This window comes from Agrobacterium sp. V1, assembly GCF_030518355.1.
Lineage (GTDB): Bacteria > Pseudomonadota > Alphaproteobacteria > Rhizobiales > Rhizobiaceae > Agrobacterium > Agrobacterium cucumeris.
Window position 1 is genome coordinate 1,931,423 of the sequence record NZ_JAULSF010000002.1, and the last position, 15,431, is coordinate 1,946,853.

14 protein-coding genes are annotated in these 15,431 nt (G+C 59.7%); 6 read left to right on the forward strand and 8 right to left on the reverse strand.

Features of this window, described 5'->3' with window-relative positions; all coding sequences use genetic code 11:
- The first annotated feature begins 1 nt into the window (after position 1).
- From QSV77_RS22680 to QSV77_RS22690, 3 genes are read left to right on the forward strand one after another with little or no spacing between them, the layout of a single operon-like run.
- Positions 2-1,114: a PspA/IM30 family protein gene (locus tag QSV77_RS22680; protein ID WP_302735134.1), complete on the forward strand. Its 1,113-nt coding sequence runs from the start codon at positions 2-4 to the stop codon at positions 1,112-1,114.
- The gene (locus QSV77_RS22685) at positions 1,114-1,752 is read left to right on the forward strand and encodes an OB-fold-containig protein (RefSeq protein ID WP_302735135.1); all 639 of its coding nucleotides are present in this window, start codon (positions 1,114-1,116) and stop codon (positions 1,750-1,752) included. Before QSV77_RS22680 ends, QSV77_RS22685 begins: the two co-directional genes overlap by 1 nt.
- A gap of 28 nt (positions 1,753-1,780) precedes the next feature.
- Positions 1,781-3,472 carry a flotillin family protein gene (locus QSV77_RS22690; RefSeq protein ID WP_142842539.1) on the forward strand — a complete coding sequence of 564 codons (1,692 nt, stop codon included), beginning with the start codon at positions 1,781-1,783 and terminating at the stop codon, positions 3,470-3,472.
- A gap of 135 nt (positions 3,473-3,607) precedes the next feature.
- Here QSV77_RS22690 and QSV77_RS22695 read toward each other — a convergent pair whose 3' ends face one another.
- Positions 3,608-3,895 carry a K+/H+ antiporter subunit F gene (locus tag QSV77_RS22695; RefSeq protein ID WP_302735136.1) on the reverse strand — a complete coding sequence of 96 codons (288 nt, stop codon included), beginning with the start codon at positions 3,893-3,895 and terminating at the stop codon, positions 3,608-3,610.
- 314 nt (positions 3,896-4,209) lie between these two features.
- On the opposite strand from QSV77_RS22695, the gene QSV77_RS22700 reads away from it, so the two are divergent.
- From QSV77_RS22700 to QSV77_RS22710, 3 genes are all read left to right on the forward strand, one after another.
- Complete coding sequence (locus tag QSV77_RS22700) at positions 4,210-5,361, forward strand: calcium:proton antiporter (protein WP_271362715.1); 1,152 nt, start codon at positions 4,210-4,212, stop codon at positions 5,359-5,361.
- Between the two features lie 56 nt (positions 5,362-5,417).
- The gene (locus QSV77_RS22705; protein ID WP_142842541.1) at positions 5,418-5,741 is read left to right on the forward strand and encodes a hypothetical protein; all 324 of its coding nucleotides are present in this window, start codon (positions 5,418-5,420) and stop codon (positions 5,739-5,741) included.
- 98 nt (positions 5,742-5,839) lie between these two features.
- Positions 5,840-6,586, forward strand: coding sequence for a F0F1 ATP synthase subunit A (locus tag QSV77_RS22710; RefSeq protein ID WP_302735137.1), 747 nt, complete (start codon positions 5,840-5,842; stop codon positions 6,584-6,586).
- 55 nt (positions 6,587-6,641) lie between these two features.
- Here the strand turns inward: QSV77_RS22710 and acnA are convergent, their stop codons facing one another.
- The 7 genes from acnA to QSV77_RS22745 all read right to left on the reverse strand — a co-directional run bounded on the left by acnA (position 6,642) and on the right by QSV77_RS22745 (position 15,326).
- Positions 6,642-9,257, reverse strand: a complete 2,616-nt coding sequence (acnA, locus tag QSV77_RS22715) for an aconitate hydratase AcnA (RefSeq protein WP_302735295.1) — start codon at positions 9,255-9,257, stop codon at positions 6,642-6,644.
- Positions 9,258-9,445: 188 nt separating this feature from the next.
- Positions 9,446-10,330: a GntR family transcriptional regulator gene (locus tag QSV77_RS22720; RefSeq protein ID WP_302735138.1), complete on the reverse strand. Its 885-nt coding sequence runs from the start codon at positions 10,328-10,330 to the stop codon at positions 9,446-9,448.
- Positions 10,331-10,420: 90 nt separating this feature from the next.
- On the reverse strand, positions 10,421-11,920 hold the full coding sequence (locus QSV77_RS22725; RefSeq protein ID WP_302735139.1) for a tripartite tricarboxylate transporter permease: 1,500 nt from the start codon (positions 11,918-11,920) through the stop codon (positions 10,421-10,423).
- 7 nt (positions 11,921-11,927) lie between these two features.
- Positions 11,928-12,401: a tripartite tricarboxylate transporter TctB family protein gene (locus QSV77_RS22730; RefSeq protein ID WP_302735140.1), complete on the reverse strand. Its 474-nt coding sequence runs from the start codon at positions 12,399-12,401 to the stop codon at positions 11,928-11,930.
- 51 nt (positions 12,402-12,452) lie between these two features.
- A complete protein-coding gene (locus tag QSV77_RS22735; RefSeq protein ID WP_302735141.1) occupies positions 12,453-13,418 on the reverse strand; it encodes a tripartite tricarboxylate transporter substrate binding protein in 966 nt (321 codons plus the stop codon).
- Between the two features lie 284 nt (positions 13,419-13,702).
- Positions 13,703-14,506, reverse strand: a complete 804-nt coding sequence (locus QSV77_RS22740) for a hypothetical protein (protein WP_302735142.1) — start codon at positions 14,504-14,506, stop codon at positions 13,703-13,705.
- A 196-nt stretch (positions 14,507-14,702) separates the two neighbouring features.
- Complete coding sequence (locus QSV77_RS22745; protein ID WP_162701243.1) at positions 14,703-15,326, reverse strand: TetR/AcrR family transcriptional regulator; 624 nt, start codon at positions 15,324-15,326, stop codon at positions 14,703-14,705.
- Positions 15,327-15,431 lie beyond the last annotated feature (105 nt).

Sequence of the window (15,431 nt, forward strand, 5' to 3'; positions counted from 1 at the left end):
CATGAGCACGAAACTTCTGTCCAACGTCGTTCTGGCACTCAATCTTTCAAGGGAAGATCGATCTTCCCTTGAAGAAACGCTGCTTGCCTATCGACGTGCGATGGCAATCCTCGATCAGACCGAAGGCGCCAACCTCGTGGCGCTGCATGCCGCAGCTTACGAGGAAATCAGGGTCAAGACAGGCCTCCCATCCCGCATGGTGACGCTGGCTTTGCGCGACCATAGCCAGCGTGATCCGCAGGAGCCGGTGCGCGACATCCCGCTCGACAGCAAGCTGTTTTCGGTAAAGGGGCCTGACAGCCTCAGCATCGCCACCCTCTCGGGCCGCGTCGTCGTGCCCTACACCGTTCGTGGTTATCACGACGGCTGGAATGACTTTTCAGAAGCGCGCCTCGTTTTCGAGGGCGAAACCATCAGCATCCATGCCGGCATAAAAACCGGCTTCCAACCGAACAGGGAGGCTTCGATGAACAATGAAGGTATTCTCGGGCGGCTCGGGCGTGTCATCGCCGGTGTCATGAACAATGCCGTCGACGCGGCCGAGGCGTCCAATCCGGTCGCCGTTGCACAACAGGCCGTGCGGGAAATTGCCAAGATCGCCGAGGAAGCGCGAACGGCCCTGGGCGTGGCGGTTGCCGCCGGCCATCGCCTCAAATCGAAGGCCGCCGATCTCGATGAAGAGATCAGCGACCTCGACGACAAGATCAGGATCGGGCTCGAAAACCGCCGCGAAGATCTGGCCCGGGCCGCAACCGGGCTGCAGATCGATCTGGAGGCGCAGCGCGAAGCGCTGAACAAGGCGATCCTCGAGAATGCCGCCGAAATTGCCGAGGCGGAAACCACCTTGCGCAGCATCGCCTCTGCAAAGGCGGATGCGCAAAAGCGGCTCGAAGATGCCAAGCGTGCCGAACGCGCCGCACCTGCCAGCGTGGACGCCACCCCGTCCCAGCGCAATGACCGCCGTCTGGCCGAGGCGCTGGAAGCGATCGAAAGAGTGACCGGCACACCGGCCAAGCCCAATACCGGCGCAGCCGAGGTGGAGGAGCTGGGCCGCATGCAGCGCCAGAGTGCCATCGAAGCGCGGCTCAAGGCTTACCGGGAGGGCGAACGCTGATGGAGGGCATTGTCCAGCCAGGCACAGCCCCCTTCTGGATCGCCCTCTTGACGGTCGCCGGTCTCGGCATTGTCGAACTCGTCTCGGTTCTTGTAGGTGTATCGGCCTCCGGACTGCTGGACGACAGTTTCAGCTACCATGCGCCGGGCGATACCGAAGCGGGGCTGCTGGGAAGCTGGATGTCCTGGCTCAACGCCGGCGGCGTGCCGCTGCTTGTTCTCGCGGTCATTCTGCTTTCGGTTTTTGCCGTTACCGGTTTCTTCATTCAGGGGGTCGCTTCCACAGTGCTTCTCGGGCCCTTGCCGCTCCCTCTGGCCATGAGCGGCGCGGTTGCCGTGGCCATTCCGGCCACGCGGTCGCTCAGCCTTGCTGTTGCAAAGGTCATTCCACGCGATGAGACCAACGCGCTCGAGCAGGCCGACTTTCTGGGGCTCACAGGCGTCGTCACCATCGGGCCGCTTGACCAGGGCAAGCCCGGCACCGTGCGGGTCAAGGACCGGCATGACAATATTCACTTCCTGCGCGCGCAGGCCGCATCCGGTCACACGATCGATACGGGTGCGCAGGTATTGATCGTCGATGGGGCGGATGGGCTTTTCCAGGCCATCCCCGCACCGCCGGATCTGAAAAATTCATAATAGCGGGCACAACAGGGGTTAATTCACCATGGACTTCTTTTCTTTGAGCCTGATTGCCGGTGCCATCGTCACGGCGATCGTCGTCATCGGCATCATCATGACATCGCTTTATACGCGCTCGACGCGCGACAAGGCCTATGTCAGAACCGGCCTTGGCGGCAAAAAAGTCGTACTCGACGGCGGCGCAATCATTCTGCCGATCTTCCACTCCTATTCCTGGGTCTCGCTCAGCACGTTGCGGCTGGAAGTGAAGAGATCCGAACATGAATCGCTGATCACCAAGGATCGCATGCGCGCCGATATCACCGCCGAATTTTACGTGCGCGTGAAGCCGGACGCCGAAAATATCGCGCTCGCTGCTCAGACGCTTGGCGACCGGACAAACGACGCCGATGCACTGAAATCCCTGGTCGAGGCGAAGTTCGTCGACGGCCTGCGCTCGGTCGCCGCGACCATGTCGCTGCGCGACCTGCAGGAACAGCGTGCCGAATTCGTCAAATCCGTGCAGGCGGCCGTCGCCCATGACCTGCAGTCCAACGGTCTGGAGCTGGAATCGGTGTCGCTGACGCGGCTCGACCAGACCGACATCAAGCATTTCAACCCCAACAACACCTTCGATGCGGAAGGCCTGACGGCGCTGACGCGGATCACCGAGGAGCGCAAACGCGAGCGCAACCAGATCGTCCGCGACAACGAAGTCGAAATCGCCACCAAGGACCGCGAAGCCGTGCTGCGCCGCCTGACCATCGAGCGCGAACAGCGCGATGCGGAACTGACGCAGGAACGTGATATCGCCAACAAGACCGCGGAAACCCGGGCAGAAGCCGCACGTGCCGAACAGGCCGCCCGTCTGAACGAGGAGACCGCAAAGCTCGATACCGAACGCGGCATTGCCGAGCGGGATGCGGAAGCCCGCCAGGCCCGCGAGACCGCCCGTATCGAGGCCGAGCGCGGCATCGCCGAGCGCGAGGCGGAAGCCCGCAAGATCACCGAAACCGCCCGGATCGAAGCGGCAATCGCCGTTGCCCAGAAGGTGGAGCAGGAACAGGCCGCACGTGCCAAGGCGGATGAAGCCAAGGCAGCCGCCATCACCGCCGAAGAACAGGTGGCAACCGCCCGCGAAGTGGAAATTGCCGAACGCGCCAAACGCATTGCCGTGATCGACGCCCGCAAGGCGGCCGAACAGGAAGCGACGGCGATCACCGTAAAGGCGGAAGCAGAACGCGAAGCTGCGGAAAACCTTGCCGCCGCCGCCAAGATCGGCGCCGAGGCCGAAGCACAGGCCGCCAAAATCCGCGCCGAAGGCGTCATCGCGCTCGGTGATGCCGAGGCGCAGGCGGAGCGTGCGAAAAACGATGCCCGCAATGCGCTATCCGGCGACATCATCGAATTCGAACTTGCCCGTGCAAGGATCGCCATCATCCCCGAGGCGCTGGCCGAAGCGATGAAGCCGATCGAGAAGATTTCCGATATCCGCATCTTCAGCGCCGGAAATCTGGCCGGCGCACTCGGTGGCGGCAGCGACGGACAAGGTGGCAATGGCCTGGGCGATCTTTCAAGCCAGCTGCTGAGCTTCACCGCGCAGAAGCCGGTTCTCGATGAAATCCTCGCGCAGGCCGGTTTCAAGGGAGCGGACCCGACACAGGCCCTCCTCGCAGCCTCGATCACGAATGGCACGGATCGGCCAACCTCGGAAAAACAGCCACGCAAGGAGACTTAACAGGGTCTCGGCAGTCCTTCCGTCCGGCACTCGTCTGGGCAAGAATATCAAGCGCGGCCAATCTAAGATGGCCGCGCTTTTCTGTTCTTTAGACACTCCACGAGACCCGTTATACGCCCCGGAAATGATGCCGCATCACTCGATCACCTCACCTCGCATCAGAAACTTCGCAAGTGCGACCGTCGAAACGAAGCCGAGAATTGCGAGGATCAGAATGAAGGGAAGGTACAGGGCGTTTCCGGTTTTGATCGCCAGCACCAGTGCCTGCAATATTCCAATATTGTAGATCGTATCAATTGCCATGACACGATCCTGGGCCCTTGGCCCCTTGATCAGCCGATATGCGGCGAATGCCATGGCAAGCAGAAGCATGCCCTGGGCAAGGGTGGCGGACCAGTAAATAATATCGGCGCTCAACATCATCGGCACCGCTCAACAGGGTCGTGCCGAAGAAAAAATACCGGTCTGTTCAGGGCAGTTATGAGAGATCATGGCCTTGCTCCTCGTGTTCTTTAGACACGGGGCCGTCCCCAATTGATCCGGATGGCGCAGGTCGTCCTGCACAACTGCGTGCTATCACCAATGGCGCCTGTCATCAAGGCGGTGGCCCGACTGCGCCATTGCTTTCAGGAACCCTGCCATGCTATCGCTGGTATCTACAGCTTGACAGAGCTTCGTTCGGGACGACCCGAATGCGACAGATTGCCGGGGACGACCCCAGATAGAGGTCGCCTGCAATGTCTGACAAATCTCCATCCTTTCTCCGCACTCCCTGGCCGAAACTCGTCGTGGCCTGGCTGGTCGTCGCCGTTTTCCAGCTGTCCGGCCAGTCATGGCTTTCGCCGGGCATGACGCCAACCATTGCCATCTCCTGCTTTCTCGTGCTCTTCGCCACAATCCTGATGGCGGCTTTCGGGGTAGTGAAAGAGGCCGATGAATTGGCCCATCAACTGGGTGAACCCTACGGAACGCTCATTCTCACGCTGTCGATCGTCGCGATCGAAGTGATCCTGATTGCGGCGGTGATGCTGGGGCCGAATGAGGCGCCAACAATCGGAAGAGATTCCATATTCGCGGTGATGATGATCATCCTCAACCTTGTTACAGGTATCTGCCTGCTGGCGGGCGCGATGCGTTATGGCGAGCAGGAATATAATGCGCCCGGCGCCGTTTCCTTCATTGCGATGACGGTGGTTTTGGCCGGCGTCGCGCTTCTGGTGCCAAACACGCTCTCCGCAGGCAATGGCACGTTTACCGCTCTCCAGGCCATCGTCATCTCTCTCGTGACCGTGATTGTCTACGGCAGTTTCCTCGCCCTGCAGATGGGCCGCTACCGCAGCCACTTCATGCAACCGGCACCGGGCCGGATGTCGATCAGGCTGACAGAACCCGTCAAGCGTCAGGCTCCAGACCATCCGACGGACGGTCATGCCCGCAAAAAGAACATCGTTCATTCGATGTTTCTGATCGGATTGATGCTGCCGATCGTACTGCTCGCACATGACCTTGCCATCGTCATTGATTACGGCGTTGCGCAGGCTGGCGCCCCGGTGGCCGTTGGCGGCGTTCTTATTGCGATCATCGTCTTTACACCCGAATCGATCACGGCCGTAAAGGCCGCGTTGAACAACGAGACACAACGGGCAATCAATCTGTGCCTCGGCGCATTCGTTTCAACTGTCGGGCTCACGGTCCCGGCGGTCCTGACGGTTGGCCTCGTCACCGGCAAAACGGTGATCTTCGGAATTTCGCCCACCGAAACCATCCTGTTTGCCCTGACGGTTGCGCTGACAACCCTGACCTATCTGGGCAGGCGAACCTCGGCGGCGCAGGGACTGTTGCATCTGATGCTGTTCGTCATCTTTGGCCTCCTGTTGTTTACGGCCTGAGGCCACGGCATCGCGGGACGGCCCGCGCGCGCTTCAAACCGAACGGGGACGACCCCATGATCGCGAGATTCATGATGTGGAACGCTCCCGAAATGCTTTATCAGGACATTTCAGAAACGGTCGCAAAAAGTGCAAATCAACGCTCGCCAGGCTGGGTGACGCGGATTTCGGCGGTCTTGATCTTCGTTCTCGTCGCCAACCATCTGGTCCGGTTTTCCCGCGCTGATGCGTTTGCCCGAAAACGATTGCCACCTGCCACCGATTTGGCTAGAAAGCCCTCGCGCGGGACGACCCGTGCCTTGAAACGTTCCGGGGACGGCCCTGACTCTCAATCTTGGGATCAGAATGGCCGATATACCGAACACCCTCCCTATTTCTGACTTTCCACCACACGCACGGTCTTCCTGCGTCCGGCACAGCCGCGACTTCGAACACCGGCGCATCCCCGTCATTGTCGCAATTTACTGAAGGACCTGTCATGGCCGGCCCCATCGACCAATTCGAAGTCAAACCTCTCGTTGAAATTACAGTCGGGGATATCGACCTCAGCTTCACCAATGCTTCGGCATACATGTTTCTCACCGTCACACTGGCCAGTTCATTCCTGCTTCTGGCAACCGGCAAGGCCCGCCTCGTGCCCGGCCGCTGGCAATCGAGCGCGGAGATGCTTTACCTGTTCGTTGCCAAGACCCTGCGTGACAATGCCGGCGAACAGGGGATGCGGTTCTTCCCCTTCGTGTTCTCGCTTTTCATGTTCATCCTCTTCGCGAACATGATCGGCATGTTCCCTTATGCCTTTACCGTAACGAGCCAGATCATCGCCACCTTCGGCCTCGCCATGATGGTGTTCGGCACCGTCACGCTTTATGGCCTGTTCAAACACGGCATTGGTTTTTTCGGCCTGTTCAAACCCGCTGGAATCCCGGCAATCCTGGCGCCGATCATCGTGCCGATTGAAATCATCTCCTATATTTCGCGCCCCGTCAGCCATTCCGTCCGCCTGTTTGCGGTCATGCTTGCGGGCCATATCACCCTGAAGGTCTTTGCGGGTTTTGTCGCCTCCCTCGCCAGCATCAATGCGCTGGGGGTAATCGGCGCCATCGCGCCACTCTTCATGACGGTCGCCATCACGGCTCTGGAGTTCCTGATGGCCGGCATTCAGGCCTATGTCTTCACCATGCTCACCTGCATGTATCTCAACGATGCACTGCATCCGGGACACTAAAGCATTCACGGCGGCGCCGAGCGTCCCTTGTCCGCGAAAGCCCGCAAAAGGGACGTCAGGCGCGCTGACGTTCCCCGGCAGGCCGGTGCAGGCGTTGAAGGATCAGGGGCAGAACCCCGCCGGCACGCAAAATGGCGATTTCCGCCCGGGTTTCGATCGCCGCAGATGCCTCGAAAGAGATCGAAACCCCACTGGGCCGCGTGATCGTCACCGGTACCGCGCAACGGGGTGCGATCGACAGGACATCGGCGTTGACCATGATTGTGTCGCGGGCGGTCAATTCAAGCTGTTCGGGCTTCAGCCCTCGCGGAAGCCGCAGTGGCAGGACACCCATGCCGATCAGGTTCCAGCGGTGAATGCGCTCGAAACTTGCCGCCAGAACCGCCCGAACACCCAGAAGCGCGACGCCCTTTGCGGCCCAGTCGCGGGAAGATCCCATTCCGTAACGTTCACCCGCCACAACGACAACGGATTTGCCTTCGGCTTCGTATCGCTGGGCAGCATCCCAGAGCGGGAGAACTTCTCCCGTTCCCGCATGAATGGTAGAGCCCGCAGGAATATTCGCCGCCAGAAGATTGCGCACGGTCCTGTTGGTAAAGAGGCCACGGATCATGACTTCCCAATTGCCGCGCCGGGAAGAAAAGACATTGAGATCAAGCGGATTCTCGCCACGATCAATGAGATGCCGTCCGGCGTCGCCCGTCGCGGGAATGGCACCCGCGGGCGAGATATGATCGGTGGTGATGTCGTCGCCGAGCACGAGAATAGGATGGGCTTGATAGGCGCCAAGCCTCGTTCCCTTGCCGAAGCCGGAAAATGGCGGCCGGCGGATATAGGTCGATTTTTCATCCCAGGGGAAAAGTGTCGTTGTGGGCGCGGGAAGCTCCTTCCACGCCTTGCTTGCCTCGGCCGCGTCATAGGCCGGCGCGAAATCCTCAACCCTTGACGCCATCTCCATGGCCGCATCGATCTCGGCAGCGGTCGGCCAGATCATCGGAAGCGTTACCGGAGTACCGTCTTCTGCGATGCCGAGGGGATCGTTCATGATATCGAGCTCAACCGTGCCGGCCAGCGCGAAGGCCACGACCATCGGCGGCGAGGCCAGAAACCCGGCTTCCAGCTGCGGATGAACCCGGCCGGGAAAATTGCGGTTGCCGGAAAGAACCGCCACGGGAAGAATGTTCCGCTCCGCCATTGCCATTGCAACCGGAGTGGTGAGCGGGCCGGAGTTGCCGATACAGGTCGTACAGCCATAACCGACGATGCCGAAGCCGACGGCCTCCAGATCGGTCATCAGCCCCGCACGCTGGAGATAACGCTCCGCCGTCGGTGAACCCGGAGCAGTCGAGGTTTTGACCCAATGCGGCGGGCGCAGACCATAAGCATTGGCTTTACGGGCCAGGAGCCCAGCGGCAATCATGAGCCGGGGATCGGACGTGTTGGTGCAGCTGGTAATCGCGGCGATTGCGACAGCGCCATCATTCGGCTCACCTTTCAGGGAAATCGTGCCGGCCTTCTTCATGGCGGAAATCGCATGCCGCGTTGCGCTGACCGAAATCCTGTCCTGAGGGCGGCATGGTCCGGCAAGGCTTGGCTCGACGCTTGAAAGATCGAGATCAAGGGTTGCGGTGTAGCGGGGATTGGCATCGGGATCGAACCAGATTCCGACACGTCTAGCATAAGCCTCGACGAAGGCCGCGTGATCCGGCGTACGCCCGGTCCTGAGCAGATAGTCGACGGATTGACGATCTATCGGGAAATAACCGCTATTCGCTCCGAATTCCGGCGTCATATTGGCGATGACCGCCCGGTCACCAGCCGTCAGACCAGAAACGCCCGGACCATAGAACTCGACATATTTATCCTGAAGGTCAATCTGACGCAGCAGATGCGTGATAACCAGCGCGAGATCCGTGGCAAGCACGCCCTCTTTCAACGCTCCTGTCAGCCGGACACCAACGACGTCAGGTACGCGAAGGGCGACGGGCATGCCGAAAAACACGCTTTCTGCCTCCAGCCCGCCGACACCCCAGCCAAGTACTCCGATGCCATTGATCATCGGCGTATGGCTGTCCGTACCGATCAACGTGTCCGGCATGGCCCATAATATCCCGTCGCGCCGCTGCGAGGCCACCACGGTTGCCAGGCGCTCGAGATTAAGCGTGTGCATGATGCCCGTGCCGGGGGGATGGGTCCGAAAATCGGCAAGCGTATTTGTCGCCCATTTCATGAAGCTGTATCGTTCCGAATTTCGCTCATATTCGCGTTCCATATTGCGCGTGAGCGCCGATGAGGTCGCAAACACGTCCACGGCAACGGAATGGTCGGTCGAGACATCCACTGGAACAACTGGATTGAGCCGGGCGGGATCGCCCCCGGCTTCCGCAAGCGCAGAACGCATTCCGGCAATGTCGACCAAAGCCGGACCACAGGTCGTGTCGTGCATCAGGACCCGGTTCGGCAGGAACGGAATTTCGACTTCGCTAACACCGGTTTCAAGCCAGTCGATCATCGCCGCTTTCGCCCTTACAGCGTCGTCGTCTCCGGTGCGAAGCACATTCTCCAGCAATATGCGATGCACATAGGGCATACGGGCCAGACAGTCCCCCGCCTCTGCGGGGAGATCGATGATGTTGTAGCTGACGCCGTTTATCTCGAATCTCGTTCGCATATTGTTTTGGTCGAGCGTCACGGCCATCCCCCGCAGGCGTTATCATTGCTTGCTTTGCAAGTGACAATCTATATACATAATGTAATCACAAAATGCAATTATCTCGACGATAAATCGATTGCCTTTTCACCCGGTGAAGGACACGAACTAGGCAAGCAATCCAACTCACAGTGAGGGAGGTTGGGGATTTAGACCTTGGGCGACTTGATCCGGCTGGCACCCATGATGTGGGTGTAGAGAAAAGCGGCGGCTTCGTTCCGGCGACCATGTTCGATCAGGTCGAGAATTTGCAGATGTTCTTCCGTCTGCCGGGGCAGGCGGCTGCGGTCGATGGTGATGTGGTATTCGATAAGCCGGCGCAGACGGTTGATGCGTCTGATCGCATCCAGGAAAAATTCATTCTGCGAGCAGGCGACGAGCATCTCGTGAAATTCGTTATTGGCCTTGAAGATTTCGGCGCGCGACCATGTTTCATATCCGCCGTCTCGCAGCCGCATCTGAACCTCCCGCGCCCGCTTCAGACCCTCGACATTGGGCTCGAAACTCGGCAGCAGCATGGCCTGCTGCTCGATCACGGCGCGAAAGGCATAACCGTCCTCATAACTCTTCTTCGACGTCAGCGCCTGCGTGAACGCCCAGCCATTGCCGGGCAGACGCTCGATCCAGCCCTCTTCCGCAATACGCCGAAGGACCCTCAGAAGCTTGGTGCGCGGAAGATCGTAAAACCGCATGAGTTCGTTTTCGCTCATGCGCTCGTCGAGCTTGCCGGCGAGGCGATCCTCGGCGATACGGAAATAGATCGCCTCGTCGCCCTCACCGTCTTCAACACCTGCGGATTTCATATCCTGAAGACTGCCGGGTTCGACCGCGAGAAAATAACCGCGATTGGGCTCCGCCCGCACGACGCCCTGGATCTCGAGTTGCTTGAGCGCGCTCATGATGGGAGCACGCGAGACACGGAAGGCGTCAGCCAGCATTTGAAGAGGAAGATGCTCACCCTTGCCGATGCCGTTCGTCTGGATGAATTCAATGACGTTTCCGACGATCTGCGGCGTAAGACTTTTCCGTACCATGGGGCTCGCTCTGTAGTTTTGCCCAGTTTTGTATGATCCTCCGCTTCAAAGCAACAGGCGGCAGCCCCTTCGGACTGCCCGCCTCACCGTTCAATCCTCGTCCTGCCGGAAGCGGGAAAGCCCCTTGAAGACGAAGGGCGCGATCAACGCAATCAGTGCGAAGGCGATCATCGTCGCCGAACTCGGATGCTGCAACAGGATCATCGGATCACCAAGGCTCATCTGCAGCGAACGCCTCAAAGCGCTGTCGGCCAGTGGCCCAAGGATGAGACCGACAACGGCAGGCGCAACCGGATAGTCGAATTTCCGCATGAAAAAGCCGACAACGCCAAACCCGGTCAGCAGCAAGAGTTCCACGACGGAAGGATTGGCTGCGATGGTTCCCATGGAGGCGAAGACGAGGATACCCGCATATAGCCATGGCAGGGGAATGGCCAGAAGACGCACCCACAATCCGACCAGCGGAAGATTTAGCACTAGCAACATGACATTGGCAATGAAGAGGCTGGCAACCAGCCCCCAGACGAGATCCGCATGCTGCGCAAACAGCAGTGGACCCGGCTGGATATTATACTGCTGGAATCCCGCCAGCATGACGGCCGCCGTGGCGGAGGTGGGCAGCCCAAGTGTGAGCAGGGGGACGAGCGTACCGGCGGCCGAAGCATTATTCGCGGCTTCGGGACCAGCAACACCCTCGATTGCGCCCCGGCCGAATTCTTCCGGCTTTTTCGACAGCTTCCGCTCGATATTATAGCTGAGGAAGGTCGGAATCTCCGCGCCGCCGGCGGGCAGCGCACCGATCGGAAAACCGATCACGGTCCCGCGCAACCACGGTTTCCATGACCGTTTCCAGTCCTCGAGCGTCATCCAGATCGACCCTTTGACGGGGATCGGCTTTTCCGGCTTATGCAGGTGACGGGAAGCGACAAGCAGCGCTTCGCCGATGGCGAAGAGGCCGACCGCCAGCGTCGTCACTTCGACACCGTCCAGAAGTTCCGGCACGCCGAAGGTCAGGCGCGCCTGCCCTGTCAGTTGATCGATACCCATAAGGCCGAGCCAGAGACCGAAGGCAAGGCTGGTGAGGCCCCTGAGTGGTGATGAGCCGAATGTCGCGGAAACGGTGACGAAAGCGATCAACATCAGCCCGAAATAATCCCACGGACCGAACTGGACGGCGACCTTGACGAGAATGGGTGCAAGGAAAGCAAGGCCGAAAGTGGCGATCAAAGCCGCGACAAAGGAACCGATCGCGGCCGTGGCAAGCGCCGGACCGCCGCGACCCGCCCGCGCCATCCTGTTGCCCTCCAGCGCCGTCACCACCGACGCACTTTCTCCCGGGGTATTGAGCAGGATGGCCGTCGTCGACCCGCCATACATGCCGCCATAATAGATGCCGGCAAACATGATGATCGAACCGCCGGGATCGAGCTTGAAGGTCACCGGCAGCAGAAGGGCGACCGTCAGCGCCGGGCCGATACCGGGAAGGACACCGACAGCCGTGCCGATGATGACCCCCATGGCGGCAAAGACCAGATTTGCCGGCTCGATCGCGGTGGCAAAGCCTTGAAACAGGGCAAGAAGCGAATCCATGACCACCTCAGAACAGACGCTCGAGCGGCCCCAGGGGCAGCGCAAGGGTCAGGAGCTTGTTGAACATGAGAAAGATGAGGACGGCGATGATCGCTCCCAGACAGAGGTCCACCGGCAGCGCCCTGCGCCCGAATGCCCGGGCAGTGAAGGCGAAAAGCAGCGTCGAACCGAGAATGAAGCCACCGCCAAGCCAGATTGCGCCGATCAGACCCGACAGGGCAATGGCGATCCAGCCCACTGCCTTCCAGTCGGTTGGCTCGTCCTCCAGTTCGGATGGCCTGAAGGCGCTGACCATGTGCCCGAGCGCCAGGGCAACAAACAGCAGGGCGACGAAATAGGAAGCCGCATTCGCGCTCATGCCATAGGTCGCACGCGCCGTCATGCGGCTCGCATCCCAGTAAGTGATGATCGCTATGGCGAACAGAATGACTGCAACGGCCATCGCGGGCGGATTGCGCAGCGAAGATGTTTTGAGTGTCATGATATTCCTCGCGAGCGGGAAGCGATCTCTCCGCCTCCCGCGCTGGCCAGATCAGTTGGCAAGGCCGATGGACGTCAGGATGGTGCGGACCCGTTCGGTTTCAGAGCCGATGAAGGTTTTGAATTCAGCAGAGGTCGCGTAATAGTCGGTCCAACCACGCGCTTTCAAAACGGCTTGCCACTCGTTCGATTTGATGGTCTTTTCAATGGCCGCCTGCAGTGCCTCAAGCTCTTTGTCCTCGACACCCTGACCCGCGAAGACGCCACGCCAGTTCACCAGTTCGATATCGAACCCCTGGGCCTTCAGGGGTTGTGCCTCGATGCCCGGGATAGGCTCGGGATAGGATATTGCAAGCGCCCGCAGATCGCCGGACTTGATCTGTCCTTCCCATTCGCCATAGCCCGAGACACCTGCCGTTGCCTGCCCGCCAAGCATGGCTGCAAGCGACTCACCACCTCCGGAATAGGCGACGTAATTGATCTTGGCCGGGTCCTGCCCGGATGCCTTGGTCACCAGAGCCGCCAGAATATGATCCGCACCGCCGGCCGAGCCTCCGACCCAGATGGTCTTCGCCACATCCTTCTCAATGGTTGCCCGCAGGTCGGCCATGGTCTTGATTGGCGAATCCTTCGGCACGACGATCACAAGCGGATCGCCGGTGAGGCGGGCAAGGGGTGTGACCTGCGTGAGATCGACAGGTGAGTTGTTGGAAATGCTAGCGCCGACCAGCGTGATGCCGGCAACGAGCAGCTGGTTGGAGCTGCCCTTGGCCTGCCCGACAAATTGCGCCAGCCCAACCGTGCCGCCGGCACCAGGCACGTTGACAACCTGCACGCTCTTGGCCGCGCCGGTAGCCATCATGACCTCCTGAAGTGAACGGGATGCTGCATCCCAGCCCCCACCTGCCCCTGCCGGCGCGGTGATCGTCAATTCCAGCTGCTGCGCCTTCACGGGCGTCACGGCGAAGCTGACAGCCGCCAGCGCGGCGGCAAAGCCAAATCCGATAATTTTTTGCATGTGTTCCTCCAACAGACTTCGTGCTCCCTCCGAGCAATGAGGTAAATCTGCATTATATAGTTATAAAAGTAAATATGTTGCTGGAGAAGATTTTGAATGCGCGCAGCCTGTGCCTGATCGCAATGCCGCGCTGACCCGGTGCTAGGATATTGGTTAAACACAGTGGCTGGCAGCCGCGTGCGGGCCGAAAATCAACTCAGCCTCGGCATGAACACCGCAGGGAATGGATCCTAATCGGATCGACGGGGTTCGCCTGCGCATCCACGCATCAAGCTCTCATTGCCTTAATGCTGGCCCTTGCCAGATCGCAGCGAAAGCCCGAACGACACCATCGTGAAACCCGCCACCAGAAGATCTGCCGCCAGAATGATGTCCGGGCCCCCTCCAAGTCCAAAGGAGCGATCCGCGACCAGCCATGCGACAAAGAAGAGGGTGGTCAAGCCACCTGCGAGCAGGGATGGAGCCCCCCGGTGGGGACGGATCGTTTCTCCAACCCAGAGCCGCAATAACGAAAGACCAAGAAACAGACAGCAGAAAAGCAGAAAGGCTGCAGACGACCGAAGGCTCTCATCAACACAGACGATACATCCCATCGCTGCCTGAAGGGCGCCGATGGCAATCCAGTCCGGATAAAATGCGGGGCGCGCAAGCCGCATGATGATGATTGCAAACAGCAATCCGCCCAGCATTGGCCCGAGGCCCGGCAGATAACCTTCAAAGTTCCGGTCGAGAAACCTGTTGGCGAGGGACAACACGGCAAAATCGACCAGAATGACGCCAAGCGCGACGACTCTCAGCCAATCGGACGGTTTTCTGAAGCGGTTTTGGCCGACCTCCCGGCCACTGCGGATGAGGCGGCGAAGCCGCGGGAGAAATGACGGGGCACGCTGGTGGGGGAAAACGTGCCCCGTCCGATGTCCGGCAATGAGCGTTGCGGACATCATTGGCCCTGACGGCAGGGGACGATACGTCAGGGCCATGTTTGTCGAAGACGGAGCAGGCACGGAACCTCCGTAACCCGTGGAGACGGCCAGATTGCCGCGAAGGGCAAGAGACTGGCGCGAAATATTTTCCCGATCCTTCATCATTTTCGGAACCGTCTCCTCCGTTGGGCAACCGGTTCGCTTTCGGGATCATACCGGTCAACCAGCCCTGCTTGCCGGGGCAACAGTAGCCATGTCTTTATATATACATACAACACGTTTGTAAATTCGAACCTAGTCATCTTCCGTCACCAGCGCATGTCAGGCGTGGTTTGCCTGGGGTAATTTTGTCAGGATTGGTTCAGTTGAGGCCTTGGTGTTTTTGCTGAACTCCGGCGAGCAAAGTCGCGACCAGAAGGCTCCCGTCTTCGGAGAGCGTAAAGACGCTCTTGCTTAGCGCCCATTCCGTAATGAGACCGCCCATGGCCGCATAAAGCATGGAGGCAGCCTTTTCCGGCGTCCACGGTTTCACCATTCCGGGGTTTCGCTCGACTGCCCTGAATATGCGAACGAATAATTCATGCATTTCCTCAGGAAACGTGTTTTGTGCGGCCTCATCCTTTTCCGCCATAACGATATCGAGCCGCATCATCACCCGCAGCAGACCGCGTTGACGCGGATCCTGCTCCAGTAGCCTGAAGGTGTCGGCTATGATGTCACCGAGTTTTTCTATGGAAGCGGAGCTGCGGCCTTCGGAAAGTTCGTCGGCAAATCGCCGAAACGGTTCCTGCGCCTCGTTTCGGAGAGCGAGCAGAAGCCCGTGCTTGTTCTTGAAATGCCAGTGGATTGCACCCCGGGTCACACCGGAAAGAGCAGCGATTTCCTCCAGGCTGACATTGTCATAGCCCTTGTCCAGAAACAGGGTCTCCGCCGCCTGCAATATCTGGCGACCGGTTTCCGCCGCCTGCTCCTTGGTTCTCCTCACGTCTCTAAACTCCCATGACTGAATTTCGCCGTTGCTTTCTACATGGACCAGCCCGGCAAAAGCAAACCGCCGTCCCGCCGCAACTCATCACGGCGGGACGGCAAT